This window comes from Bradyrhizobium sp. 18BD, assembly GCF_054185225.1.
On sequence record NZ_JAVAYL010000002.1, the window covers coordinates 354,407 to 379,852 of the forward strand.

General features: G+C 64.8%; 28 protein-coding genes. 14 read left to right on the forward strand and 14 right to left on the reverse strand.

Annotated elements, in window-relative coordinates; genetic code table 11:
• Positions 1-17: 17 nt before the first annotated feature.
• From RAD16_RS04815 to RAD16_RS04825, 3 genes are all read right to left on the reverse strand, one after another.
• Entirely contained in the window at positions 18-728 is a 711-nt protein-coding gene (locus RAD16_RS04815) for a hypothetical protein (RefSeq protein ID WP_458156726.1), read from the reverse strand.
• Positions 729-913: 185 nt separating this feature from the next.
• On the reverse strand, positions 914-1,162 hold the full coding sequence (locus RAD16_RS04820; RefSeq protein ID WP_458156727.1) for a hypothetical protein: 249 nt from the start codon (positions 1,160-1,162) through the stop codon (positions 914-916).
• A 74-nt stretch (positions 1,163-1,236) separates the two neighbouring features.
• Entirely contained in the window at positions 1,237-1,473 is a 237-nt protein-coding gene (locus tag RAD16_RS04825; protein WP_458156728.1) for a hypothetical protein, read from the reverse strand.
• Between the two features lie 266 nt (positions 1,474-1,739).
• On the opposite strand from RAD16_RS04825, the gene RAD16_RS04830 reads away from it, so the two are divergent.
• Positions 1,740-2,087 carry a DUF6481 family protein gene (locus RAD16_RS04830; RefSeq protein WP_458156729.1) on the forward strand — a complete coding sequence of 116 codons (348 nt, stop codon included), beginning with the start codon at positions 1,740-1,742 and terminating at the stop codon, positions 2,085-2,087.
• 108 nt (positions 2,088-2,195) lie between these two features.
• On the opposite strand, the gene RAD16_RS04835 is transcribed toward RAD16_RS04830, so the two are convergent.
• Entirely contained in the window at positions 2,196-2,438 is a 243-nt protein-coding gene (locus RAD16_RS04835) for a pentapeptide MXKDX repeat protein (protein ID WP_458156730.1), read from the reverse strand.
• Between the two features lie 351 nt (positions 2,439-2,789).
• Here RAD16_RS04835 and RAD16_RS04840 point away from each other — a divergent pair, with 351 nt between their 5' ends.
• From RAD16_RS04840 to RAD16_RS04850, 3 genes are read left to right on the forward strand one after another with little or no spacing between them, the layout of a single operon-like run.
• Positions 2,790-3,812 carry a TRAP transporter substrate-binding protein gene (locus RAD16_RS04840; protein ID WP_458156731.1) on the forward strand — a complete coding sequence of 341 codons (1,023 nt, stop codon included), beginning with the start codon at positions 2,790-2,792 and terminating at the stop codon, positions 3,810-3,812.
• A complete protein-coding gene (locus RAD16_RS04845) occupies positions 3,809-4,363 on the forward strand; it encodes a TRAP transporter small permease (protein WP_458156732.1) in 555 nt (184 codons plus the stop codon). Before RAD16_RS04840 ends, RAD16_RS04845 begins: the two co-directional genes overlap by 4 nt.
• Positions 4,360-5,718: a TRAP transporter large permease gene (locus RAD16_RS04850; RefSeq protein WP_458156733.1), complete on the forward strand. Its 1,359-nt coding sequence runs from the start codon at positions 4,360-4,362 to the stop codon at positions 5,716-5,718. Before RAD16_RS04845 ends, RAD16_RS04850 begins: the two co-directional genes overlap by 4 nt.
• Positions 5,719-5,821: 103 nt before the next feature.
• On the opposite strand, the gene RAD16_RS04855 is transcribed toward RAD16_RS04850, so the two are convergent.
• Entirely contained in the window at positions 5,822-6,514 is a 693-nt protein-coding gene (locus RAD16_RS04855) for a GntR family transcriptional regulator (protein ID WP_458156734.1), read from the reverse strand.
• A gap of 231 nt (positions 6,515-6,745) precedes the next feature.
• Here RAD16_RS04855 and RAD16_RS04860 point away from each other — a divergent pair, with 231 nt between their 5' ends.
• The 4 genes from RAD16_RS04860 (at position 6,746) to RAD16_RS04875 (ending at position 10,626) form a co-directional block, all read left to right on the forward strand.
• Positions 6,746-7,354 (forward strand): TRAP transporter small permease, encoded by a 609-nt coding sequence (locus tag RAD16_RS04860; protein WP_458156951.1) that lies wholly within the window; start codon positions 6,746-6,748, stop codon positions 7,352-7,354.
• Positions 7,354-8,619 carry a TRAP transporter large permease gene (locus RAD16_RS04865; protein ID WP_458156735.1) on the forward strand — a complete coding sequence of 422 codons (1,266 nt, stop codon included), beginning with the start codon at positions 7,354-7,356 and terminating at the stop codon, positions 8,617-8,619. Before RAD16_RS04860 ends, RAD16_RS04865 begins: the two co-directional genes overlap by 1 nt.
• Positions 8,620-8,643: 24 nt before the next feature.
• Entirely contained in the window at positions 8,644-9,627 is a 984-nt protein-coding gene (locus RAD16_RS04870; RefSeq protein ID WP_458156736.1) for a TRAP transporter substrate-binding protein, read from the forward strand.
• A gap of 72 nt (positions 9,628-9,699) precedes the next feature.
• Positions 9,700-10,626 carry a dihydrodipicolinate synthase family protein gene (locus RAD16_RS04875; protein WP_458156737.1) on the forward strand — a complete coding sequence of 309 codons (927 nt, stop codon included), beginning with the start codon at positions 9,700-9,702 and terminating at the stop codon, positions 10,624-10,626.
• 138 nt (positions 10,627-10,764) lie between these two features.
• On the opposite strand, the gene RAD16_RS04880 is transcribed toward RAD16_RS04875, so the two are convergent.
• From RAD16_RS04880 to RAD16_RS04895, 4 genes are all read right to left on the reverse strand, one after another.
• Complete coding sequence (locus RAD16_RS04880; protein ID WP_458156738.1) at positions 10,765-11,676, reverse strand: hydroxymethylglutaryl-CoA lyase; 912 nt, start codon at positions 11,674-11,676, stop codon at positions 10,765-10,767.
• Between the two features lies 1 nt (position 11,677).
• Positions 11,678-13,693, reverse strand: coding sequence for an acetyl-CoA carboxylase biotin carboxylase subunit (locus RAD16_RS04885; protein WP_458156739.1), 2,016 nt, complete (start codon positions 13,691-13,693; stop codon positions 11,678-11,680).
• Between the two features lie 4 nt (positions 13,694-13,697).
• Positions 13,698-15,302 carry a carboxyl transferase domain-containing protein gene (locus RAD16_RS04890; RefSeq protein WP_458156740.1) on the reverse strand — a complete coding sequence of 535 codons (1,605 nt, stop codon included), beginning with the start codon at positions 15,300-15,302 and terminating at the stop codon, positions 13,698-13,700.
• A gap of 85 nt (positions 15,303-15,387) precedes the next feature.
• Complete coding sequence (locus RAD16_RS04895; RefSeq protein ID WP_458156952.1) at positions 15,388-16,515, reverse strand: isovaleryl-CoA dehydrogenase; 1,128 nt, start codon at positions 16,513-16,515, stop codon at positions 15,388-15,390.
• A 154-nt stretch (positions 16,516-16,669) separates the two neighbouring features.
• Here RAD16_RS04895 and RAD16_RS04900 point away from each other — a divergent pair, with 154 nt between their 5' ends.
• Entirely contained in the window at positions 16,670-17,698 is a 1,029-nt protein-coding gene (locus RAD16_RS04900) for an AraC family transcriptional regulator (RefSeq protein WP_458156741.1), read from the forward strand.
• Positions 17,699-17,789: 91 nt separating this feature from the next.
• Here the strand turns inward: RAD16_RS04900 and RAD16_RS04905 are convergent, their stop codons facing one another.
• Positions 17,790-18,077 (reverse strand): DUF3551 domain-containing protein, encoded by a 288-nt coding sequence (locus tag RAD16_RS04905; protein ID WP_458156742.1) that lies wholly within the window; start codon positions 18,075-18,077, stop codon positions 17,790-17,792.
• A 219-nt stretch (positions 18,078-18,296) separates the two neighbouring features.
• Positions 18,297-18,788, reverse strand: a complete 492-nt coding sequence (locus RAD16_RS04910; protein WP_458156743.1) for an Lrp/AsnC family transcriptional regulator — start codon at positions 18,786-18,788, stop codon at positions 18,297-18,299.
• A gap of 215 nt (positions 18,789-19,003) precedes the next feature.
• Here RAD16_RS04910 and RAD16_RS04915 point away from each other — a divergent pair, with 215 nt between their 5' ends.
• Complete coding sequence (locus tag RAD16_RS04915) at positions 19,004-20,494, forward strand: hypothetical protein (protein ID WP_458156744.1); 1,491 nt, start codon at positions 19,004-19,006, stop codon at positions 20,492-20,494.
• Between the two features lie 39 nt (positions 20,495-20,533).
• Here the strand turns inward: RAD16_RS04915 and RAD16_RS04920 are convergent, their stop codons facing one another.
• The gene (locus RAD16_RS04920) at positions 20,534-20,839 is read right to left on the reverse strand and encodes an ETC complex I subunit (RefSeq protein ID WP_014495449.1); all 306 of its coding nucleotides are present in this window, start codon (positions 20,837-20,839) and stop codon (positions 20,534-20,536) included.
• Positions 20,840-21,098: 259 nt separating this feature from the next.
• Between RAD16_RS04920 and RAD16_RS04925 the strand changes: the two genes are divergently transcribed.
• Positions 21,099-22,277 (forward strand): OpgC domain-containing protein, encoded by a 1,179-nt coding sequence (locus tag RAD16_RS04925; protein ID WP_458156745.1) that lies wholly within the window; start codon positions 21,099-21,101, stop codon positions 22,275-22,277.
• Positions 22,278-22,291: 14 nt separating this feature from the next.
• Here RAD16_RS04925 and RAD16_RS04930 read toward each other — a convergent pair whose 3' ends face one another.
• Positions 22,292-22,486, reverse strand: coding sequence for a hypothetical protein (locus tag RAD16_RS04930; protein WP_458156746.1), 195 nt, complete (start codon positions 22,484-22,486; stop codon positions 22,292-22,294).
• 937 nt (positions 22,487-23,423) lie between these two features.
• On the opposite strand from RAD16_RS04930, the gene RAD16_RS04935 reads away from it, so the two are divergent.
• Together RAD16_RS04935 and RAD16_RS04940 are read left to right on the forward strand one after the other, a co-directional pair.
• A complete protein-coding gene (locus RAD16_RS04935) occupies positions 23,424-23,675 on the forward strand; it encodes a hypothetical protein (protein WP_458156747.1) in 252 nt (83 codons plus the stop codon).
• A gap of 238 nt (positions 23,676-23,913) precedes the next feature.
• Entirely contained in the window at positions 23,914-24,135 is a 222-nt protein-coding gene (locus RAD16_RS04940) for an RNA-binding protein (protein WP_458156748.1), read from the forward strand.
• 51 nt (positions 24,136-24,186) lie between these two features.
• Here the strand turns inward: RAD16_RS04940 and RAD16_RS04945 are convergent, their stop codons facing one another.
• Complete coding sequence (locus RAD16_RS04945) at positions 24,187-24,915, reverse strand: outer membrane protein (RefSeq protein ID WP_458156749.1); 729 nt, start codon at positions 24,913-24,915, stop codon at positions 24,187-24,189.
• A gap of 64 nt (positions 24,916-24,979) precedes the next feature.
• Here RAD16_RS04945 and RAD16_RS04950 point away from each other — a divergent pair, with 64 nt between their 5' ends.
• Entirely contained in the window at positions 24,980-25,387 is a 408-nt protein-coding gene (locus RAD16_RS04950; RefSeq protein ID WP_458156750.1) for a hypothetical protein, read from the forward strand.
• Positions 25,388-25,446 lie beyond the last annotated feature (59 nt).

Sequence of the window (25,446 nt, forward strand, 5' to 3'; positions counted from 1 at the left end):
AGATCCTGCTGCGCGGCTCAGTAGCACGCGCGCGGATCGGCCTGGACATACTGGCCGCTCGGATAGCGGTAGTAGCAATTGCCCTGGGCCAGATAGTAGCCGGGACGCGAGGCCGCCGTGGCGCCGGCGATCGCACCGGTCGCGCCGCCGATGACGGCACCCGCGGCCGCGCCCGAGGCGTTGCCCGAGATCAGGCCGCCGAGCACGCCGCCGACGATGGCACCGCCGAGTGCGCTTGCGCCGGGATCAGCCGGCGGCGGCGGTGGCGGCGGTTCGTAGGCGACCGGCGGCGGGGCATAGGCCACCGGCACGTCGTCGTAATATTCCTCCGAGATGTAGCCCGGCGGGCCGGCCATCCGCTGCGGATAATAATACCAGACGCCGCCGACGTCCCACCACCAGCCGGAGCGGCCGTTATGGACCTCGTGGCGCCAGCGGCCGCCATCCCAGGCCGTATGGCCGCGATAGGCATGTCCGCCCCAGTCGCGCTCCGGCGCGGGGCCGCGGGCGTAGTTACGACCGGGCGGCGGACCGCCGGCATTGTGCGGACCGGGACCGGGACGGACATGAGGCTGGCCACCGCCGGGCTGCGGCGCAGGCCGAGCCGCCTGCTGCGGCGGGCCGGCGTCTCTCGGCGGCCGTGCCTCCTGCGCGAGCGCCGAAAACGCGAGCAGTGACATGGCCGAAACCACGGGAATGATGATCTTCATGCGGCTGGACGCACTCATGCGTGCTTAACCCCCTACTTCCTCGATTGCCGTGGTCCTGGTGCGATAGACGAGTCGTCTCGCTCCGGGCTGATGCCGGCTGACATAACTGACCTGCTTGATCGGCTAAGTCCCGTTACAAATGATTAAGATCACGGCAATTTTTCGGCTCCAGCAGGCTGCACAGGGCGCGACTGGCTGCGCTTCTAGCGGGCCGGCTCGATCACATTGCAATTGCGCCGCCCAGACATCACGCAGTCCTGCATCTTGCTGGCTGCCGTGAGGTCGCGGGCCAGCCACCAGCCGACACCGAGGATCAGAATCGCGATGATCAGGCCGGCAATCGCGCCACTCCGGTTGTCGGCGGATTGAGGCTTTGGCGGGGATCTGGGCTTGTCGCCCGGTTCGGGCTTCGACTGGGGCTTGGAGTCGGGTTTGGACTCGGAATTCGACATGACTGACCGATCACAGTGGCGCGCCGGCTTTAACACCTCTGCGGCGTGGCGTCACATCCCGGGCAGCCGATCGTTCAACCCCTGGTCTGGCGGATTGCATCCTTGCGTAAGGTCTCGACCGCCGGAAGCGCCTCGCGGGCCCGGGGGGCGCAGGTCGTCAGTACGAACGCGGTCTGGGTGCACTCCCAATCCGCGCCCAGGACGGCACTATCGACCGGCTGCGGGCGGGCAAACAGCAACGCAGCGCCGGCCACGGCTGCCACGGCGAGGGTGAACGCGAGCGCCTTCAGGCTCAGTCTGAAGATAGTCATGCCTGTGCTCCGTCTCGTATCCGGGCGAACGCTAGGCGTCGCCTTGGGGCGCCCCTTATGAGGGACATCACAATTCGGCAGTTTTTCCGGGCTACGAGAGATCGTTGGGGGCGATTTTTCGTCTACCTGATCGGCTGCGATTATGTGTGGCTTCGCGACGCGCGCCGATGTACACGCTTCTGCGTCGCGTGGCGCCTGCTATGCCCAGCCGACTTACCAACAGGCAGTCATGTAGGATTGAAAGCGAGGATGACAAGGCTCGTTCGATGAGTGGATTCAGGGAACCCGGGTTCGCAGACCGGCAGAAGGCGGCACAGGACGCCCGCAAAAATCTTTTGAACAAGTTCAAGTCGCAGCCGGGGCACGACGATCCCGCGGTCGCGGCACGTCGCGCCGAGCGCGAGGCCCTCGCGGCCAAGCGCTCCGAGGCGAAGGCTGCGCGCGAGGCAGAAAAGGCCCAGCAGAAGCGTCTCGCGGAAGAGGCCGCAGCCGCCGAAGCCGCGCGGGTCGCCCGCGAGGCCGAAGAAGCGGTCGCCAGGCAGGCTGAGCTCGAGGCCGAGCAGAAGGCAAAGCGCGACGCCCGCTACGCGGCCCGCAAGGCCAAGCGCAAGTAGCGCTCGCAGTCACGTTCAATTGAATTTGAACCGAGAGATGTCCGGGGCGGTCCATGCGACCGCCCCCGCACTTTTGGGCGCGCGCCCGCACGCCCCGACGACGGAGGATCAGTTCTTCTTCATCATCCCGTCGTCTTTCTTCATTCCGTCCTTCGACATGTGATCCTTCTTCATGCCGTCGTCCTTGGACATGGTGTCTTTCTTCATGCCGTCCTTGGACATCGTGTCCTTTTTCATCATGCCGTCGTCCTTGCCCATCTTGTCCTGGGCGAAAGCAGCCGGCGCGAACGCGAGGCCAAGCGAGACAACGGCAGCCGAGACGCCGAGCGCGATGCGGGTACGAATGGTCATGGATCATCTTCCCTTCGAGATGGTGTTGGTCAGCGACGGACGCCGCTATTCAATCTCGACGGATCGACCGCAGGCGTTGTTACGCCGCCACCGATAAATTTCTGCGAGCCGGCGCCGTCCACGCATTCGCCGCAATCGCGCCCTTGGCATGCGAACTCCATTCGGAGGACGGGGAGCGCAAGTGTGCAGCGCAGCACGGCCGGCGCTTGCCGCGGCATTCCGTCTCGAACTATCAGATGAGAGAACTTCGCTTGAAAGACCGGCTAGGATGGGCCTACGCCCCGGTCTCAAGACCCGACCCAATCACAGCAAACAAGAACCGTTCGAAGAAACGTTCAAGGGGATCACACCATGATCACGCGCCGTCACCTGATCGCGACCGCCGTCGCTGCACCCGCCATTCTCCGCTTCGGCACCGGGACCGCGCATGCCGCCACCACGCTGAAGATCTCGCATCAATTCCCGGGCGGTACCGTCGACAAGGGCGATTTCCGCGACCGGCTCTGTCGCATGTTCGCCGCCGAAGTTGCCAAGCGCAGCAACGGCGACATCGCCGCCGAAATCTATCCGAACTCCTCGCTGATCAAGACCAACGCGCAGTTCTCCGCGATGCGCAAGGGTGCGCTCGACATCTCGCTCTATCCGATGCCCTACGCAGGCGGCGAACTGCCCGAGACCAATATCGGCCTGATGCCCGGTCTCGTCACCACCTACGACCAGGGCATGCGCTGGAAGAAGGAGCCGGTCGGCAAGGCGCTGACCGACTTCCTCGCCGACAAGGGCATCATCCTGCTCACCTGGGTCTGGCAGGCCGGCGGCGTCGCCAGCCGCTCCAAGCCGATCGTTGCCCCTGAAGACGCCAAGGGCATGAAGGTGCGCGGCGGCTCGCGCGAGATGGACATGGTGCTGCAGACCGCCGGCGCCTCGGTGCTGTCGGTGCCGTCGAACGAAATCTACGCGGCGATGCAGACCGGCGCCTGCGATGCCGGCATCACCTCCTCGACCAGCCTGATCTCGTTCCGCCTCGAAGAGGTCGCGAAGTCGCTGACCTCTGGCGCGGGTGCCTCCTACTGGTTCATGCTCGAGCCGCTGATGATGTCGAAGGCGATCTTCGACAAGCTGCCGAAGAACCAGCAGGAGGTCCTGCTCACCGTCGGCGCCGAGCTCGAGGCCTTCGGCCGCAAGGGCGCGCAGGACGACGACGTCGAGGTCGCCAAGGTCTACGAGAAGGCCGGCGCAAAAATCTCGGTGCTCGATGCCGCCACCGTCGGCAAGTGGCGCGACATCGCCCGCGACACCGCGTGGAAGGATTACGGCGCCAAGACCGCTACCGCCGCAAACCTGCTCAAGCTCGCCTCCGACGTTGCGGCATGAGCCACGGTCCGCTTCCGGATCGTGACGACCAGGCGAACGCTGCCGCAGGGACCGGCCTTGCGGCAGCGCTCGATCGCGGTCTCGCCGTCCTCAACAGCATCATCGTCGTGCTCGCCGCGATCGCGCTGGTCGCGGCCTGCGCCATTCTGAGCTACAGCGTGCTCAGCCGCGCGCTGTTCAAGGCCGCCAATTACTGGCAGGACGAGGCCGCCGTGTTCCTGCTGGTCGGCGCCACCTTCATGACGGCCGCCTATGTGCAGCAGAACCGCGGCCATATCGGCATCGAGGCCTTCGTTGGCCTCCTCCCGCCGCTCGCCAACAAGATCCGGCTATGGCTGGTCGATGTCGCCACCTTCCTGTTCTGCGCCTTCTTCACCTGGAAGTCCTGGACGCTGGCGCATGAAGCCTATGTCGACGGCCAGGTCTCGAACTCGATGTGGTCGCCGCCGCTCGCCATTCCCTATTCGCTGATGGCGCTCGGCATGAGCCTGCTCTGCGTCCAGATTCTCGTGCAGCTTGCGCTGCCTTTCGCAGGAGCCAAGCGTCCATGAGCGTCTTCGGTATCGGCCTCGCCTACGGCATCGCGACGCTGGTCATCATGTTCTCGGGCATGCCGATCGCTTTCGCGCTCGGCGCGGTCGCGGTGGTGTTCATGGGCATCTACATGCCCGCGGCCTCGCTCGATACGGTGACCCAGAACGTTTACGAGGAAATGGCCTCGATCACGCTGCTGTCGATCCCGCTCTTCATCCTGAAGGGCGCCGCGATCGGCAAGTCGCGCGCCGGCCAGGATCTCTACTCGGCGCTGCACGCCTGGCTGCATCGTGTGCCCGGCGGCCTCGGCGTCGCCAACGTGTTCGCCTGCGCGCTGTTCGCGGCGATGGCGGGCTCCTCGCCCGCCACCTGCTCGGCGATCGGCTCGGCCGGTATCCCCGAGATGCGCAAGCGCGGCTATTCCGGCGGCTTTGCCGCGGGCATCATCGCCGCCGGCGGCACGCTCGGAATTTTGCTGCCGCCCTCGATCACCATGATCCTGTTTGCGGTCGCCGCTGAAAAGTCGCTCGGACGGCTGTTCCTCGCCGGCATCGGCCCCGGCCTGCTGCTGGTCTCGTTGTTCGGCGCCTATGCCGTGATCCGCTTCCGCCAGGAATATGCCGCGGCTGAAGTCATCTACAAGAACGGCGGCCCAGAGGCGGCGATCCTGCAGCGCGACGAATATACGCTCGCCGAACGCTTCAGCGTGCTGCCGCGCGTGATCCCCTTCGTGCTGCTGCTCACCGGCGTCATGATTGCGCTTTACGGCGGCTACGCCACGCCGTCGGAAACCGCCGGCCTCGGCGGCCTGCTCGCGCTGGCGTTGATCGCTGCGATCTACAGCGTGTGGCGGCCGAGCGACCTTGCCCCGATTATGAAGTCGACGATCCGGGAATCGACCATGCTGATGATGATCATCGGCATGTCGCTGCTCTATTCCTACGTGATGAGCTATCTGCACATCTCGCAATCGGTCGCCGAATCCATCGTCGCGATGCACCTGCCGCGCTGGGAGCTGCTGTTCGCGATCCTCGTCATGGTCGTCGTGCTCGGCTTCTTCCTGCCGCCGGTCTCGATCATCCTGATGACGGCGCCGATCATCCTGCCGCCCTTACGCGCCGCCAATTTCGACATCATCTGGTTCGGCGTGGTCATGACCATCGTGATGGAGATGGGCCTGATCCATCCGCCGGTCGGCCTCAACATCTTCGTCATCCGCAACGTCGCGCCTGACATTCCCCTGCGCGAGGTGATCTGGGGCACCCTGCCCTTCGTGCTGTTGATGATGCTCGCGGTGCTGCTGCTGTGTTTCGTGCCGGGGATCTCGACCGCGCTGCCGGATCTGGTGATGGGCCCGGACGGGAGCAGGTAGCGGCAATCACCGCTGCCGTAGGGCGGGCAAAGCGCAGCGTGCCCACCACCTGTCGGCGATTGCCGAAGCATGGTGGGCACGGCGCTCTGCGCCTTTGCCCACCCTACGATTTCCCCGCCCGCCGCGGCTTCGGCGCTATCGCGCTGCCCGCCACCACCTGCAACAGGTCCTTGCGCACGGCCTCGATGTGCCGCTCCAGAAACCGGCAGGCCTCCTCGACCTTGTCCGCGCGGCAGAGCGCGATCAGATGGGCGTGCTCTTTCTCGGCCGTCCCCATCGCCTTGGTGTTGGAGAGCTGCAGCCGCGTATAGCGGTCGCTGGTCTGGAGCAGCGACAGCACGATCGCGCGAGTGCGCGGCTGCGGCGCGTGGACGTAGAGCGCCATGTGGAAGTCGGCGTTGAGCTGGCCCCAGTCGCTGACATTGCGCGCCTTGATCGCCTTCTCAAAGCTCTTGTGGATGTCGTCGAGCCCGTCGAAATCATCCGCGGTAAAGCGCGGCGCAGACTGCGCCAGCAGCCGCGGCTCGAGGATGCGGCGCAGATCGAACACGTCGTTGATCTCGTCCAGCGACAGCTCTGAGACGATGGCGCCCTTCTGCGGAACGATGCGCACCAGCCCTTCCGCCTCGAGCTGGAACAGCGCCTCGCGCACCGGGATGCGGCTGACGCCATAGGCCTCGCCAAGCGCGTCCTGGCGCAGCTGCGAGCCGGCCGGATAGGTGCCGTCGAGGATCGCCTGGCGGAGCTGGTCGACGATCGCAGCCGACAGGGTGCGATGCTTCAGGGGCTGCTTCATCTGACCTTCTGCTGTCCTTCCCGACTCATCGCCTCGAAGCGGTCTCTCTCTTGCATGTTGAGGGCCCCAACAAAAGCCGGCTGCCCCACAGAGCAGCGTGCCCAGCAAAAGCGCTCCCTGCCGCCGAAATGACCGCAATTCCCGTTTGACACCCCGAATGTATAATTTATACACTTGCCGATAGCACGACAATTTTCGGGGTGTGGGGCCTCTTCCATGAGCGAGCAGACGATGCCGGCCACGCGCGCATTCAGCGTCCGACGCTTGGTCGTCCGTGCCTCCAGCGCCCTGCTCGCCGTCGAGCGCGTCGCACTGATGGGACTGATGTATCTGCTCACTGGCCTGATCCTGGTGAACGTCGTCACCCGCTACGCGCGCTTCCCGATCTACTGGATCGATGAATCCGCGGTCTATTGTGTGGTCTGGCTGACCTTCGTCGGTGCCTCCGCCATGACGCGGCTGCGGCTCGACTTCGCGGTCACCATGCTGACGGAACGTCTGTCGGCACAGCACCAGAAGATCGCCAAGGTGATCTCGACCGGCCTCGTCGTGGTGTTCGGCGTCGCGCTGATCATCACCTGCGTGCTCTGGATGGATCCGTTCGGGCTCGCCCGCGCCGGCTTCGACGGGCGCAAGCTTGCCGCCGAGACCTTCAACTTCCTCTACACCGAGCACACCCAGACGCTGAACTGGCCGACCTGGGTGCTCTATCTGACGCTGCCGATCTTCGCGGCGTCGATGACCATCCACGGCCTCGCCAATCTGCTGGAAGATCTCGGGCTGGTGCCGCGCACGCCGCCGAAGGGCTTCGAGCTCTCCGAACTGGACGGGGTCAATTGATGGTCACGTCGGCTGCCTTCGTCGCGATCATGCTGGTCGGCGTGCCGATCGGCCTCTGCCTGTGCCTCGCCGGTCTCGTCTACATCGCGGCATCCGGCAATCCGGTGCTGTTCCAGTCCTATCCGCTGCAGCTGTTCGGCGGCGTCGACAGCTACGGCCTGATCGCCATCCCGCTGTTCATCCTGATCGGCGAGATCATGAACGGCGGCGGCATCACGCGGCGTATCGTCGACATGGCGATGGCCTTCGTCGGCTCGCTCAAGGGCGGGCTCGCCTACGTCAACATCCTCGCCAACATGTTCATCTCCTCGATCCTGGGATCCGCCACCGCGCAGGTCGCGATCATGGCCCAGATCATGGTGCCGGAGATGGAGAAGAAGGGCTACGACAAGACCTTTGCGGCCGGCCTCACCGCCTATGGCGGCATGCTCGGCCCGATCATCCCGCCCTCGGTGATGTTCGTGGTCTACAGCGTCCTCGCGCAGGTCTCGGTCAGCGACATGCTGATCGCCGGCATCGTGCCCGGCGTCATCCTCACCGTGATGTTCTGCCTCGTCATCGCGCTGATGGGATACATGTATAACTACCCCCGCGCCGACTATCAGACGCCGCGCCAGCGCCTGATGACGATCCTGCGGACGTCGCCGACGCTGCTGATCCCGATCGTCATCGTCGGCACCATATTGAGCGGCCTCGCCAACGCGACGGAATCCGCCGCCGTAGGCGCCGTCGCAGCGGCACTCGTTGGCAAATACTGGACGAGAGAATTCGAGTTCTCCCAGTTGCCGCAGATGATGCTGCGCAGCGCGATCTATTCGGCGATCGTGCTGTTCCTGGTCGCGGCCGCCGCCGTGTTCTCCTGGGTCCTGATCTTCGGCAAGGTGCCGCAGGAGACCGCCGGCTGGATCCAGTCCGCCGCAAAAGACCCGATCAGCTTCATGCTGATCTGCAACGTCATCCTGCTGATCATCGGCACCGTGATCGACGGCATTCCCGGCCTGATCATGACCGTGCCGATCCTGCTGCCGGTCGCAACCGACGTCTACCACATCGATCCCCGGCACTTCGGCGTGGTGGTGGTGATCAACCTCGTGCTCGGCCTGCTGTCGCCGCCGGTCGGGCTCTGCTTCTTCGTCGCGGCCGCCGTCACCGGCGCCAAGCCCGGCAAGATGTTCATGGTGACGCTGCCGTTCTTCGTCATCTCCTGCGTCCTCCTGGTGCTGCTCTCGCTCTACCCCTCGCTCTCGCTGATCCTCATCAAATAGGCCCGTTCAAAAGGAAGCCCGATCATGCCGCTTTCACGCCGTCGCTTTCTCGCCGCCAGCGCCGCCGCATCGGTGTTTGCGCCGTCGCTGGCGCTCGCCCAGGCCAAGGAATTCCGCCTCGGCCTGATCACGCCGAACGGCCATTCCTGGAACAAGGCCGCGCTCAAATTCGGCGACGACCTCAAGGCTGCAACCAACGGCCGCCTGACCCTGACCGTGTTCCACTCCGGCCAGCTCGGCAACGAGCCGGCGATGATGCAGCAATTGCAGTCCGGCGCGCTCGACATGGGCTTCATCCAGGCCGCCGAGCTCGGCTCGCGCGTGCCACACATCGCCGCGATCAACGCGCCCTATATCGTGCGCTCGACACCGGCGGTGGCGAAATTCGTGCGGCATCCGGCGGCGGTGAAACTGTTCGAGGTGCTGCCGCAGGAGACCGGCACGATCGGTCTCGGCTGGGGCATCACCGGCATGCGCGCGGTGTTCTCGTCCAAAGATCTGACGAGCCTCGCCGACATCAAGGGCATGAAGCTGCGCATCAACCCGACGCCGGTCTATCGCGATTTCTATTCCTCGCTTGGCGCAGCCCCAACGCCGATCCCGACGCCGCAGGTGTTCGACGCGATGGCCAACGGCCAGGTCGACGGCCTCGAGGCCGATCTCGAATTCTCCTGGAACCAGCGCTTCGACAAGGTCTCCAAGGTGATCCTGCAGATGAATGCCGTCTTCATGCCGATGGCCGCTGTTGTCTCAGGCCGGGTCTGGCAGTCGCTCCCGGCCGCCGACCGCGAGCTGATCGCCAAGACGGTGAAGACGACGCTCGACGCCCAGATCGACGAGCTCGCCGGCAACGAGCCCGCGCTGATCGAGAATTTCAAGAACGCCCCGATCCCGATCCGCCAGGTCCCGACCGGCGACACCGAGGCCGTCATCGCCGAGTTCGACAAGATCTGGCTGCCCAAGGCTCCCGTTCTCGCCGAGCTGCGCAAGGTCGGCGCGACGCTCTGATCCGATTCCCCATCCCTTTCACAACAGCCGGCGGCCCCAGCCCCCGCCGGCGTTTCCATCTGGAGAAAACTCATGCCCCGCCGCGTTTCCTGGGAAGGTGTCTTCCCGGCCGTCACCACTCAATTCCACGATGATCTCTCGCTCGACATCGACGCGACCGCGAAGGTCATGGACGGATTGATCCGCGACGGCGTCTCCGGCCTGATCGTCTGCGGCTCGGTCGGCGAGAACACCTCGCTCGAGCGCAAGGAGAAGGTCGCGATCATGGAGACGGCGAAGTCCGTCGCCGCCGGCCGCGTCCCCGTGCTCTGCGGCATCGCCGAATTCACCACGGCCTTCGCGGTCGAGACGGCCAAGGAAGCCGCGCGCGTCGGCATCGACGGCGTAATGGTGATGCCGGCCCTGGTCTATTCGTCCAAGCCGCACGAGACCGCCGCGCATTTCCGCGCCGTCGCCAGCGCGACCGACCTGCCGGTGATGCTCTACAACAATCCGCCGATCTACAAGAACGACGTCACCCCCGACATCCTGGCCTCGCTGGCCGACGTCGAGACCGTCGTCTGCTTCAAGGATTCCTCGGGCGACACGCGCCGCTTCATCGATACCCGTAACATGGTCGGCGACCGCTTCGTGCTGTTCGCGGGCCTCGACGACGTCATCGTCGAGAGCGTCGCGATGGGCGCCGTCGGCTGGGTCTCCGGCATGTCGAACGCCTTCCCGCGCGAGGGCGAGACGCTGTTTCGCCTTGCCAAGGCCGGCCGCTTGGTCGAGGCCATGCCGCTCTACGAATGGTTCATGCCGCTGCTGCACCTCGATGCACGTCCCGACCTCGTCCAGTGCATCAAGCTGTGCGAGCACATCATGGGCCGCGGCACCGCGCTGACGCGCCCGCCGCGCCTCGCCCTGCTGCCGCAGGAGAAGGCCGAGGTCGAGGCCATGATGGTCAAGGCGCTCAAGAACCGGCCGCGCCTGCCGGACGTTGGGCTGAAGGCGGCCTGACGGCGTGTCTCTCCGTTGCGAGGAGCCCTTGCGACGAAGCAATCCAGAATTTTTCCGCGGAGGGACGCTGGATTGCTTCGCGGAGCCTGTCATCGGGCCGCGCTTCGCGCGGACCCGGTGGCTCGCAATGACGGAGAACTAGGAAGCACCCCGCTTCTTCTTCGCGTTCAGCGCGGACGCCACGCGGCTCACCGGCGGCTTGCCCAGCACGCCGCTCATCGCGTTCGTGGCCGCGAGCAGCTTCTCCATATCGACGCCGGTCCTGACGCCCATGCCCTCCAGCATGTAGACGACATCCTCGGTCGCGACGTTGCCGGTCGCGCCCGGCGCGTAGGGGCAACCGCCGAGACCGCCGGCGGCAGCATCAATCACGCGGACGCCCTCCTCCAGGCCGGCATAGAGATTGGCGAGTGCCTGCCCATACGTGTCGTGGAAATGCATCGCGAGCTTTGCCGGCGGGATGTTGGCGGCTACCGCGCGCAGCATGTCTTTTGCGTTACTCGGCGTGCCGACGCCGATGGTGTCGCCGAGCGAGATCTCGTAGCAGCCGAGCTCCCACAGCGTATTGGCGAGATCAGCGACCGCCTTCGGCTTGATCTCGCCGTCGAACGGACAGCCGAGCACGCAGGAAATATAGCCGCGCACCGGCACGCCGTCGGCCTTGGCGCGCGCCAGAACCGGCTTGAACCGTTCGATGGACTCCGCGACCGTGCAATTGATGTTGGCGCGCGAAAAACCTTCCGAGGCCGCCGCGAACACCGAGACCACCTTGGCGCCGGCGGCGCGGGCTGAGTCATAGCCCTTCTCGTTCGGCACCAGCACGTGGAATTCCGCGCCCTTGACGTGGCTGACGCCGCGCAGCACGGCGTCCGAGCTTGCCATTTGCGGGATCGCCTTGGGTGAGACGAAGGCGCCGACCTCGACCGTATCGAGGCCGGCCGCGACCAGCGCCTCGATGAAGGCAATGCGGGCCTCGACGCTGACCGCCGTCTTCTCGTTCTGGAGACCGTCGCGCGGCCCCATTTCGATGATGCGGACGGAATCGCTCATCTCATTCTCCCGACGGTTCGACCACCGCGAGCTCGATGCCTTCCTGCACGATGTCGCCGACCTTGCACTTGATCGACTTCAACACGCCGGCATAGGGCGCCCGCAGCGTCTGTTCCATCTTCATCACTTCCAGCGTGAGGATCGGCGCGCCCTTGTCGAGGTTGGCGCCCTCCTCGGCCAGCACGGCGACGACCGTGCCCGGCAAGGGCGCCGAGATCTTGTCCTCGCCGACATGCTCCTCGCTCTCACCGCCGAACGGATCGACCCAGTGCAAGTCGAAGCGGCCGTTGCGCGTGCGCAAATACAGCTCGTGACCGTCGATCACGGCGGCGACGGACGATTTGACGCCGTCGAGCGTCAGGTCGAAGCCGCCCTCCTTCGGCACAACCGTGAACGCCAGTTCGCGCTCGCCAACCACCAGCGTGGACGGCCCGCTGCCATAATTCAGCGCGACCTTCTGCTCGGGACCATGGCCGACGCGGAAGGAAAAACTGCGCTGGCGGCGGCCGACCGGCTGCCAGCCAAAGGTCTGCCAAGGCGAATTTAAAGGCGAATTCGCCTCGCCTTGCGCCGCCTGCCGCTCGTCGTTGACGATCGCCGCCACCGAGGCACAGAGCTCGAGCTCGCCGGGCGCCGCCGAAGCCTGCGTCAGCACCGCCAGTTCGCGCTCGATGAAGCCGGTATCGATCGCATTGGTCCGCACCTTCGGATGCGTCATCAGCGCCGACAGGAACGGGATGTTGGTGACGATGCCGCGAACGTCGGACTCTTCCAGCCCCCGGTTCAGCCGCTCGATCGCGACATCCCGCGTCGGCGCCCAGGCGATCATCTTGGCCAGCATGGCGTCGTAATACGGCGAGACGGCATCACCCTCGCGATAGCCGGCATCGATACGCAGGCCGCCGGTCTCGGCCGGCAACCACCAGGTCGAGATCCTGCCGACCGACGGCATGAAATTCTTGGTCGGGTTCTCCGCATAGACGCGGGCCTCGACGGCGTGGCCGTTGAGCTTGATCTCGTCCTGCTTCATTGGCAGGGCCTCGCCGAAGGCGACGCGCAATTGCCATTCGACGAGGTCGACCCCGGTGATCAGCTCGGTGACGGGATGCTCGACCTGGAGGCGCGTGTTCATCTCGATGAAGAACACGTCCTTGCCGTCGGAGACGAACTCGATGGTGCCGGCGCCGACATAGTTCACCGCGCCCGCCGCCTTTCGCGCAGCGGCGCCGACGGTCTCGCGCTGGGCAGCGTTGAGCGTCGGCGACGGCGCCTCCTCGATCACCTTCTGGTGGCGGCGCTGCAAGGTGCATTCGCGCTCGAACAGCGACAGCAGATTGCCGTGGCTGTCGCCGATGATCTGCACCTCGATATGCCGGGGATTGTCGACGTATTTTTCGATCAGCATGCGGTCGTCGCCGAACGCGGCCTTGGCCTCGCGCTTGGCGCTGACGATCGCGGGTCCAAGCTCGGCTGCCGAGCGCACGATGCGCATGCCACGGCCGCCGCCGCCGGCCGAGGCCTTCACCAGGATCGGGAAACCGACCTTCTCGGCCGCCTTCGCCAGCGTCGCATCGTCCTGCGCGTCGCCGTGGTAGCCGGGGACCAGCGGCACGCCGGCCTTCTCCATCAGCGCCTTCGAGCCCGACTTCGAGCCCATCGCCGTCATCATCTCGGCCGTGGGGCCAACGAAGACGAGGCCAGCATCGAGGCAGGCCTGCGCGAACTCGGCATTCTCCGACAGAAAACCGTAGCCGGGATGCACGGCCTCGGCGCCGGTCTTTTTGGCCGCCTCGATCAGCCGCTCGACACTGAGATAGCTGTCGCGGGCGCGCGCCGGCCCGAGCAGCACGGCTTCATCCGCGAGCGCGACATGCATCGCATCGCGATCGGCCTCGGAATAGACCGCGACGGTGCGCAGGCCCATGGCGCGGGCGGTGCGGATGACGCGGCAGGCGATCTCGCCGCGGTTGGCGATCAGGAGCGTGCGAAAACGGCGGTAGAGCTTTGAGCGGTCCATCGCATCACATCCTGAACAGGCCGAATTTCGTGGGTTCGATCGGCGCATTCGACGCCGCCGAGAGGCCGAGCCCGAGCACGAGGCGGGTGTCGGCAGGATCAATCACGCCGTCGTCCCACAGACGCGCTGTCGCGTAGTAAGGATGCCCCTGGCTCTCATATTGGTCGCGGATCGGCTTGCGGAATTTGTCTTCCTCTTCCTTCGACCAGTTATCGCCCTTGGCCTCGATATTGTCGCGGCGGACCTGGCTCAGCACCATCGAGGCCTGCTCGCCGCCCATCACCGAGATGCGCGCATTCGGCCACATCCACAGGAAGCGCGGCGAGTAGGCGCGGCCGCACATGCCGTAATTGCCGGCGCCGTAGGAGCCGCCAATCACCACGGTGAATTTCGGTACCGAGGCGGTCGCAACCGCCGTCACGAGCTTGGCGCCGTCGCGCGCGATGCCGCCGGCCTCGTATTTCTTGCCGACCATGAAGCCGGTGATGTTCTGCAGGAACACCAGCGGAATGCCGCGCTGGCAGCACAGCTCGATGAAATGCGCGCCCTTCAGCGAGCTCTCGCTGAACAGGATGCCATTGTTGGCGATGATGCCGACCGGATAGCCCCAAATATGGGCGAATCCGCACACCAGCGTCGTGCCGTAGAGCTTCTTGAACTCGTCGAATTCGGAGCCATCCACCACGCGGGCGATGATGTCGCGTACGTCGAACGGCTTGCGGCCGTCGACCGGCACCACGCCGTAGATCTCCTCGGCCGCAAAGAGTGGATCGCGCGGCGGATGCATGTTGAGGTTCGGCCGCACCGATGGTTTCAGCGTACCGACGATGCGCCGGGCAATGCCGATCGCGTGGGCATCGTTCTGGGCGTAATGATCGGTCACGCCCGACTGCCGCGAATGCACGTCGGCGCCGCCAAGCTCCTCCGCGGTCACGACCTCGCCGGTCGCGGCCTTCACCAGCGGCGGGCCACCGAGGAAGATGGTGCCCTGGTTGCGCACGATGATGCTCTCGTCCGACATGGCAGGTACATAGGCCCCGCCCGCGGTGCAGGAGCCCATCACGACCGCGATCTGGGGGATGCCTTGCGAAGACATCTGCGCCTGATTGTAGAAGATGCGGCCAAAATGCCGCTCGTCCGGAAAGATCTCGTCCTGCAGCGGCAGGAAGGCGCCGCCGGAATCGACCATGTAGACGCAGGGAAGATTGTTCTGCCGCGCGATGTCCTGCGCGCGCAGATGCTTCTTCACGGTCATGGGGTAATAGGTGCCGCCCTTGATGGTGGCGTCGTTGGCGACGATCATGCATTCGCGTCCCGAAATGCGCCCGATTCCCGTGACGACGCTCGCCGAATGCACATCGCCGCCATAGAGGCCGTAGGCCGCCAGCGGCGACAGCTCCAGGAACGAGGTGCCGGGATCGACCAGCAGGTCGACGCGCTCGCGCGCCAGCATCTTGCCGCGCGAGGTGTGCCGGTTGCGCGAGGCTTCACCGCCGCCGCCGGCGACCTGGCTGAGCTTTTCGCGCAGATCTGCGACGAGGCCGCGCATGGATTCGGAATTGCGCGCGAAGTCTGAAGAGGACGGATCGATGCTGGAATGAAGCGGCATTTATTTCCCGCGTGGCTGGTGATGTCTGAGAGAGGCCGCGGACACGTTGGCCCAGTTCCGCGGCAATTCCAATTGCGTCGTGTCTCTAGGCCGTCTCGGTCATCAGCTCGCGGCCGATCAGCATGCGGCGGACTTCCGACGTGCCGGCGCCGATCTCGTACAGCTTGGCGTCGCGCCAGAGCCGGCCCACGGGAAATTCACTGGTGTAGCCGACGCCGCCGAGCGCCTGGATCGCCTCGCCGGCCATCCACGTCGCCTTCTCCGCGGAATAGAGGATCGCGGCCGCCGCGTCCTTGCGCAGCGAGCGGGCGTGATCGGCGCGGTCGCAGGCGCGCCCGACCGCGTAGACATAGGCGCGCGCCGACTGCCAGGTCGCATACATGTCGGCGAGCTTGCCCTGCATGAGCTGGAAATCGCCGATCGGCTGGCCGAACTGCTTGCGCTCGTGCATGTAGGGCACGACAGCATCCATGCAGGCCGCCATGATGCCGAGCGGGCCACCCGACAGCACCGCGCGCTCATAGTCGAGGCCGGACATCAGCACCTTGACGCCCTCGCCCACCTTGCCCATCACGTTCTCCGCCGGCACCTCGCATTCGTCGAAGAACAGCGGATAGGTGTTGGAGCCGCGCATGCCGAGCTTGTCGAGATGCTGGCCGTGGGTGAAGCCCTTGAAGCCTTTCTCGATGAGGAAGGCGGTCATGCCGCGCGGGCCGGCCTCCGGATCGGTCTTGGCGTAGACCACCAGCACGTCGGCATCGCCGCCATTGGTGATCCACATTTTCGAGCCGTTCAGAACGTAGCGATCACCGCGCTTGTCGGCGCGCAGCTTCATCGAGACCACGTCGGAGCCGGCGCCGGGCTCGGACATCGCGAGCGCGCCGACATATTCGCCGGAGATCAGTTTTGGCAGATAGCGTTGCCGCTGCGCGTCATTGCCGTTGCGGCGGATCTGGTTGACGCAGAGATTGGAATGGGCGCCGTAGGACAGGCCCACGGCCGCCGAACCGCGCGAAATCTCCTCCATGGCGACGATATGGGCGAGATAGCCCATGTTGGAGCCGCCATATTGCTCCGGCGCGGTCATGCCGAGCAGGCCGAGGTCGCCGAGGCGCTTCCAGAGGTCCGCCGGGAATAGATTGGCCTTCTCGATCTCCGCCGCGCGAGGGGCGATCTCCGCCTCCACGAAGGCGCGGAGCGTGTCGCGCAGCATGCCGATGTCTTCGCCCAGATCGAAGTCGATGCTCGGGATGTTCAAGGCGATTCCTCCGTATTTTGGCCACCGAACCTAGCGGCATCGGGGCCCTTCTGCGGTCGAAAAGGTTGCATTTTCCGCCAAACTTGGCGAGGATTTCCGGGGAGTTCCGATGCCTTTTCAAGCCGCAACCGCGATCCCGCGCCGTGCCGTGACCCCCGCCGCCTTCGTCCGCGGCGTGGTTGCCGCCTATGCGCGGTACGGACGGGACCCAGCCGAGGCACTGAGCCGGGGTCAGGTACCGCCAGACCTTGTCAATTCTCCGGACGGGCGGGTTACCGCCGCCCAGTTCGAGGCCCTGGCGGGCCACGCCATGCGCGAGCTCGACGACGAGGCGCTCGGCTGGTTCTCGCGCCGCCTGCCGTTCGGCACTTACGGGATGCTATGCCGCGCCTCGATCACGGCGCCGACGCTGGAGGTGGCGCTCAAGCGCTGGTGCCGCCATCACCGCCTGCTCACCGAAGACGTGCTGCTCGATATCGAGGTCGGCGAGGAGACCGCGACCGTCTCGATCCGCGAGCTGCGCGACCTCGGACCTTTGCGCGAATTCTGCCTCGTCACCCTGCTCCGCTACGTGCTCGGCTTCTCCTGCTGGGCGGTGGACTCCCGGATCGCGCTGCGCGCTGCGGAATTCCCGCACGCCGAGCCCGGCCATGTCTCGGTCTATCCGACCATCTTTTGCCGCAACGTCCGCTTCGACGCCGCGCGCGCGTCGATCATCTTCGACAAGCACTATCTTTCGCTGCCGCTCACGCGCAGCGCCGCCGATCTCGACAACATGCTCAAGGGCGCGTTGCGGCTGACCGTGCTGCCCTACCGGCGCGACCGGCTGCTGGTCGAGCGCGTCCGCCGCGTGCTGCGCGACGCGCGCGGCCGCAGCCTCGGCGCCGAGGATGTCGCGAGCGAGCTGGCGCTCTCGACCCGCACCATGCATCGCCGGCTGCGCGAGGAAGCGACCTCGCTGCGCGACCTCAAGGAAGAAGCGAAGTTCGAGCTGGCGAAACAGGAGCTGATGCGCGGCCGCACCCCGATCAAGCGGATCGCGGAGATCGCGGGCTTTCGCAACGAGAAGAGCTTTTCGCGGGCCTTCCGCACCTGGACCGGCGCCTCCCCGCGCGAGTTTCGCGGCCGGTATCGCTGACGCACGCTGTCGCGTAGCTGTCATAAAATAACGGCCTCCGGGAGAGATCCCGGATGCCGCGAAGTCTGGAAACTGGTCTCGAATTCAGGCGTTAGTTCTGCGCACCCGCGCGCGCCTTGGGCTGCTTGGCCTGCTTCGGCTGGAAAGCGAGCGCGTCGTTGGTGGTCTTGGCGCCGCCGGCCTGCGAGCAGGTGCCGCCGATGCCGCCGGCCGCCTGGCGGCAGGCTTCCATCGTCGGAAAGCCGCAACCATGCGCGGCCTGGGCGCCGTTGGTAATGCAGTAATCGTCGGCCTTCGCGGCCGGCGCCGACAGAACCAAAAACGCAGACGCAAACAGCGTCGCAGCAGACGCTGCGATCGTCCTCGAAGTCGATGTCATGATGTCTTTTCCTGCTTAGGGTCCCACAAAAGCATCCCCAGCTTGCGACGCAGGCCGAGGTTCACACCTTGCATCTAGGCAGCGCGCCGGAGCCGGCAATCACGATCCGGCGCATTGCAGGGCTTCGCAAATCACATGTCACAGTTAGGTGAGTTACTAAGCATATCTGACAGGTAATTGCTTCGGCTTTTGTGAACTCCGGATCACGAACGCGTCCCCCTATCCCGCCGACGCCGCCGCGACCTCCTGCAGCGGTAGCGGCACGTCCTTGGCGACGCCAAGCACGGGAAAGCTGCGGACGTTCTTCACGTTCGGCATCGCGGCGAAGTGCAAGAGCTGCTGGCGCATGCTCTCGACGCTCGGCGCCACGCATTTGAGCAGATAGTCGGTGTCGCCCGAGATCCGCCAGCACTGCTGGATGCGCGGGATCGCGGCGATCGAGCTCTCGAACGCCTCCAGCACCGGCTGGGCCTGGCTGCCGAGCTGGATCGAGACGAACGACACCACCTCATAGCCGAGCCGCCGCTCGTCGATGACGGCGCGCACCGCCCGGATCACGCCGCGGCTGAACAGCGATTTCAGCCGCCGCAGGCAATTCGGAGCGGACACGCCGACGCGCAGCGCCAGCTCGTTGTTGCGAACCCGCCCGTCCTGCTGCAGCTCGGACAATATTTTCAGATCGACGCCGTCGAGCTGGTCACGCCCGGCCATCCCCCACCTCGTCATGGTCCCGCCATATCCGCGCCAGCGAAGCACGGGGAACAATCGCTGCCAAGGACATAGACAGGGGATATGGGCACGGCGTCTCTGCGCGGCGAGAGACAACCCGTTCCTCGACGGAACCCAGACGTGCGCCGCCTCGTTAACACAACCTTATACCCTAGATTGTAATCGGCGAGGTACGCCACACTGGGAGTCGGCCGGATATGACGATCGACCTGAGGAGCCGTTGGGTTGCTCCTGCAACCTGCGCACTCGTCACATTCGCCGTCTTCGCGATCGTTTACGTCGCCAATGGCGGCGCGGCGTTTCCCACCGACGATGCCTTCATCAACCTGCACAATGCCCGGGTCCTGCGCCTTGGTCATGATGAAACCTACGCCGGCGTGCCGGCTCTTGTCGGCGCGACGAGCGGGGCGCATCTCGCGCTGCTGCTGGCTTTCGAGCAACTCATATCTTCCGATACAGCCGCATTGTTCGCGCTCTGCACGCTCAGCAGCGTCGCCTATGTGCTCGGCCTCTTCTTCACCTGCCGCAACATCGGATGTCCCGACCTGGAAGCGGCACTGATCGCCCTCGGAGGACTGGGTTTCGCCGGTTCGCTGTTTCAGCTCCTGAACGGGATGGACACCGGGCTGGCGATGGCGGCGGTGGCGTGGAACATCAAGCTGCTGACGGACAGAAGCCGCAGCCTCTGGCTTGCCGTCCTGTGCGGCATCATGCCGTTCATCCGGCCGGAGCTCAGTGTCCTGTCGGCCGCGTCGATGCTCGTCCTGCTCGCGGAGACCAAAGCCTCCGTCCGCTTCAAGATCGCGTCTGTCGCGGCGGCGACCGCGAGCGCCGTGGCCTTCCTGCTCTGGTATTGGTTCGACACCGGCTCATGGGTGCCCAACACCGTGAGCGCCAAGATGTACTATTTTGCCGAACGCTACGCGGACTGGTCGGACAAATCGTTCTTGATCTTTGTGGCGGTCCTTCAAGCCGCCCTGGCGAGCTTTCCGCTATTCCTGTGCCTTCGCTTCATGCGCCCGCCCGTGGTCGGACGCATGCTCGCGCTATTCGTCGTGATCTTCCTCGGCGCTTACTTCTGGAGATTTCCGAGCGGCCTGCTGCACCACGGCGGACGCTATCTCTACGTGCTCGCGCCGATCGTGCTGTTCGGCGTGGCATGCGGGCTCTCGTCGGAGCTTCGCAAGCAGACCCTCACTCTGGTCGCGATCTCGATGCTGTTCCTGCCGCCGGCTTTCGCTGGGCGATTTTACGATTACCGAACGCAGATTGCCGGCGCCCAAGGCAGTCTGTCCGACGTCGTGAATTGGCTGAACGCCAATTTGCCCGACAGGCCCCTGGTGATGGTTCATGACGCCGGTTACGTCGCCTATGCCGGACATGCCCCGCTGGTGGATCTGGTGGGGCTGAAAACCCCCGCTGCGATGGACTTCCATAGGCGGACGACCTATCCGAGCGTCGGTTCGCAGCGAACGAAGGCGGTCGCGGAGATCGCCGACGCATTCCACCCGCAATATCTGTTGGTTCTCGAGGATTGGGATCGCAGGTTCGGCCTCGTCGAGGGCCTGCGCCGTCACGGTTGGACCACGCGCGAGGTCTATGCCGGGCGCGCGCCGCCGGAGACGCCGGCGGCGAACATCTATCATCTCTATGAGCTGAGATCGCCGGCGCAGGACGTTGCGGGCTGACGGCCTTCGGGTGTCACGGCCGCCTGAGGCGCCCGCCCCTTAGTGCGTCCAGGGCTCGCCGCGCCGGAACGAGAAATTGTCGGCATAGGCGACCGGGCGGCGGATCGAATCCTGGGGCTCGATCACCTGGTAGGCGATGCCCTTGCGCTCGCAATAGGCGACCGCCTCTTCCTTGCTGTGGAAGCGGAGCGTGATCTGCTGCTTCATGTCGCCGGACGAGGTCCAGCCCATCAGCGGCTCGACCGACCGCGGCTGCTCCGGCTCGTAATCGAGCTGCCACTCCTTGGTCTTGGACCGGCCGGATTGCATCGCGTTCTTGGCGGGCTTGAAAATGCGTGCGGTCATGGGTGGTCCGGGCCTCTGTGCGTCTTTTCGTTCGAATCCGATGCGTCACGGTAGCAGTTGGTGCAAACCGTCGGCATAGTATAGAGACACCTTTCGGGAACTAATCGGTGATTCCGGCCCCTTGGGTACCCTCAGCGCTGGGTATAGTCATTATGCTGCACCGTGACAATTGCGTACCCGCCGTCCACCCCGGGATCCCGCCCGGCGCCCCCGCCTCGCCGACATCAGCGTATCTGCCCCCTTCGAAAGTCCAGCTCGCATGGCCTTCCTGAACGTCAACGCTACGCTCCCCGAGAAAGGCCGCGACCTCAGGCTCGACCTGTTTCGCGGCGTCGCCAACTGGGCGATCTTCCTCGACCACATCCCCGACAACGTGGTGAACTGGATCACCACGCGCAATTACGGCTTTTCCGACGCCGCCGACCTGTTCGTGTTCATCTCCGGCTACACCGCCTCCTTCGTCTATGCGCGGATGATGCTGGAGCGCGGCTTCATCGTCGGCGCCACGCGGCTGACCAAGCGGGTCTGGCAGCTCTACGTCGCCCACATCATCCTGTTCGTGATCTACATCGCCTCGATCAGCTATCTCGCGCTGCGCTTCGGCGATTCCGAGATGATCAACGAATTCAACGTCGCCGGCCTCGTCGACAACGCCACCGAGACGCTGCGCCAGGGCCTGTTCCTGCGCTTCAAGCCGCTCAATCTCGACGTGCTGCCGCTCTACATCGTGCTGATGGGCCTGTTTCCGCCGATCCTGTGGTTCATGCTGCGCAAGCCCGACCTGACGATGGCGCTCTCCATCGTCCTGTGGTTGGCCGCCCGCCACTTCGGCTGGAATCTGACCGCCTATCCGGCCGGCCAGTGGTACTTCAACCCCTATTGCTGGCAGGTCCTGTTCGTGTTCGGCGCCTGGTGCGCGATGGGTGGCGCGCGCCGCTCGATGACACTGATCAACTCATCGATCACGCTGTGGGTCTGCCTCGCCTATCTCGCCTTCGCGCTGGCCATGACCATGGCCGGCCGCTTCCCGACCTTCGGCGCGATGTTCCCGGAATGGCTGTTCTCGGCCTTCAACCCGAACGACAAGACCAACCTTGCGCCCTACCGCTTCATCCACTTCGTCGTGATCGTGATCCTGGTGATCCGCTTCGTGCCGAAGGAGTGGCCGGGACTGGAATGGAAGGTGTTCGATCCCTTGATCGTGTGCGGCCAGCAATCGCTCGCGGTGTTCTGCGTCGGCGTGTTCCTGTCCTTCGTCGGCCATTTCGAGCTGTCGATGAGCTCGGGCTCGCTGTTCGCACAGCTCTTCGTCAGCATCGCCGGCATCGCGATCATGACGACCGTGGCCTATTACATCTCGTGGTCGAAGAAGCAGGACAAGCCGCTGAAGCCGCCGCCGGCCAAGCCGGCCGCCAGCTCGCCCGCAAAGGCCGCTTGAAAGGAGCGACCGTCTCAGGCCGCTTCTTCGCCGTCGAACTCGGTGAATTTCTTGTAGATCCAGTCGCGGCCGTCGTGCCGGCGCCAGACCTTGCCGTACACCAATTGCCCGTTGATCGAGCGGCGCGGCACGATCACGGTCCAGAGATGCCAGATCTCGGTCCAGTTCGACTGCGAACGGACGGTTTTGAAGTTGCGATCGAAAGACATGACGCAGATCTCGCAGAATATGAGCGCCGCGATGAACTGTGACCCTGTGTGAGCAATGATTTCAGGCATTCCATCGCGAGCTGGCCGATCTGATAACAATCAACCGGGCGCCCGCAACAACCGCCGCCCCTTAACCTAACCGATCAACCTTACCTGTCGTGTACAAACGGCAGGACCGGTTGAAAGACGGCGCCGGGTTTTCTAGAATGCGTGCGTGATTTGAGAATGAGCGCGTTCGTTTTGGACGCATCGTGATTTTGAACTGACAGCGAATTTTAAAAAGCATTGACGGGCCGGGGCGACCACAAATGAATTTGCAATGTGCATGTTTGCGCTTGGCGGTGCGATCGACGCCGCCTGCTCCACTCATCAGGACGTCGGTTCAGGAGCCGCCCAAGCCCGCCAACGACAACCAGATGGTCTGGCCGTTCGTGCCGTTTCCACCGGGCTGGCACGCATCGAGCTGACGGGCCGGATCTGCCCTGAGTGACGCCGGAAAAGCGCAACGCCGCGCAAGCGGAATATCATCGCTTGGCGGCGTCCGTTTAGGTATTGGGCGCTGAAATCCCCAACACTCATATGTCTGTGGCGACCGCCAAAGGTTCGATGAATCTTTGCTAATTCTGTGCCCCTGCACCCGCCCCAATGCCTTGAAAACGCCCGCAAAAGCCGCGCCGCGTAAAGAATGAACGCCAAGGTTTTGGACGCTCCGCGCCTGCTACAAGCAGGCACCTGAGGACATGACAGTCCGCGCGCCCATTGGGACCATCGAAGCCTCGGCTAGATGCCGGCGCTGGCGCTTGATGCGCTCTGGGCATTTCCGCTGAGCGAGCCTTGTGCGTTGTAGGTCTGTCCCGTCTGACTGCCCTGGCTGCCTTGACTGTTCTGCGCGCTTCCGGACTTCTCGACCTCAGTCGAGCCGTCGGAATAGGTGATCGTGGTGGTGGTGACGCCGTCGACGGTGATGGAGACCTCGCTGACGACGGTCTTGGCCGAGCCGCCGCCGCCCGACCCCGAGCTCCCGCCTGCCGATTGCGCCGACGAGGTCGCCGAGGTCTCCGATGTCGACGAAGCCGCGGACGTCGATGACGTCGCCGATGACGACGACGTGGCGGTCGACGCGGACGTCGTCGCCGCTGCACTGGTTGACGCAATCGCACTGATCGACATGAAAACCTCGCCTGACTGAGCCTTGTGGGGCGCTGCGACGGCCCCTGCTCTCCCTTTCAACGCAGCGGACATGCCAAGCAGGCGCCGGCAACTCGGAGAATTCGATTGCCAGGTATTTCCGTGCCCGAGGCCTGCAACCAATCGCCACGCGGCGAGTTGCAACTTCTTCCCACCTGTCCGGGAGGTACCCGCCGCAACCGGCGGAGGCTCCGGGCCAGTCACCTCGTCTCACGTCCGTGTGAGCTGGAGCGCGGCCGGTGAATTTTTACAAGCAAGCGGCGACCAATGAACAGCAGGCCGCAAGGCAAGGGGATGCCGTGAGTCAAATCGATACGACCGAGAAACTCTCCGAGGCGCCGGAGACAGGAAATTCGCTGTTCGCTCTCTGCGGACTTGGTGTCGCCGGAATCGCCATGCTGGGCTGGATCGGCGCCCTCGCCTGGATCGCCTGGCGCCTGGTGGATTGGCTGCTGTTCTGATCCCCGGAACGCGGCCGGGTCCCGTCGACGGGCCCGGCCTCCCCGATCACATCAATAATGGTAGTTCACACCCACGGTCGCGGCGTGGATCGTATCCTTGAGGTGCGCCACGGTGATGCCTTCGACCGGACTGATCAGCTGGATCGGGCCCTTCGTGCCGAAGTCATGGTAATTGTATTCGACATTGGCCGACCAGTTTGGCGCAAACGCCCATTCCGCGCCGGCGCCCAATGTCCAGCCGGTCCGCATCACCGACGCGCTGGGATCGATCGCAGAACCAGCGGCCGGGCTGACATAGGCGTCATCGACCTTCTCGTGAGTCCAGGCGACGCCGCCGCGCGCATAGAACAGCCAGCCCAAGTCATAGGCGTAGCCAAGCCGTGCCGTTACCGAGCCCAGGAAGTCGTTCTTGAGGCCGAACTGCGACGGCACCGCGAGGTTGCCGAGCGCGGGAAATCTGACAGTGCTGGCATGCTGGCTCGACAAGCTCGACCAGGCGGCACGGCCCTCCGCGCCGACGACCCAGTTGGATGCGAATTGATGGTCGCAGCCGACCTGTCCGCCGCCGACGAAGCCGGCCGTGCCGAAATCAACCGTGCCGCCGGCGATGTTGATCGTGCGATCCTCACTTACGAGGCCGCCGAGATGAGCGCCGACGTAGCACCCGGTCCAGTTGAAGGTGATTGGAGCCGCCGGAGGCGCCTGCCACGCAAGATCAGCCGCAGATGCCGTGGTCGCGGCCAAGGCGAGAACCGCCGCCGCGCAGAGAGCTTTCAACATGTTCTGACGTTCCCCGTTGCACGCGCAGAGTTAGTGCACGCGAAGCTGACGCGGAGGTTGCGGTGTGGACAGATTGTCGCGGGAAGGCCCTGCCGGCACGACTGACATGGACGTGGAAAAAGGCGGCTACATCCTACATCAATGGATGAAACCCGCCGGTCCACGCTGGCGGATCTTTTGTTTCGCGAGCCGTTACTGGATCGGGTCGAGCAGATCCCTTCTCAACGTGCAGCCGACCGACGACGTCCCTGACGGTGATGCGATGCCGTGGTATTGGCGCCGTGCCGTCACTGACGATGAGCTCAGCTTGTATCGGGCACCCCTGGCTCACGATCAAGCAATTCACTTTGCGAACCATCAGCAGTTTGTTGGGCGGCAACTGCGTAAAATTCACATTGCACTCAATGTGCAGGCAACGGTGTTGGCGGTGACGCCGCAGCTATCTGAGCCTGCGTGTGTAGCCTGCTGCTGATGAGCCGCGCATCAATCAAGCAGTTGAGATCGCCTGGAGCGAACAGTCCAATTTGATGC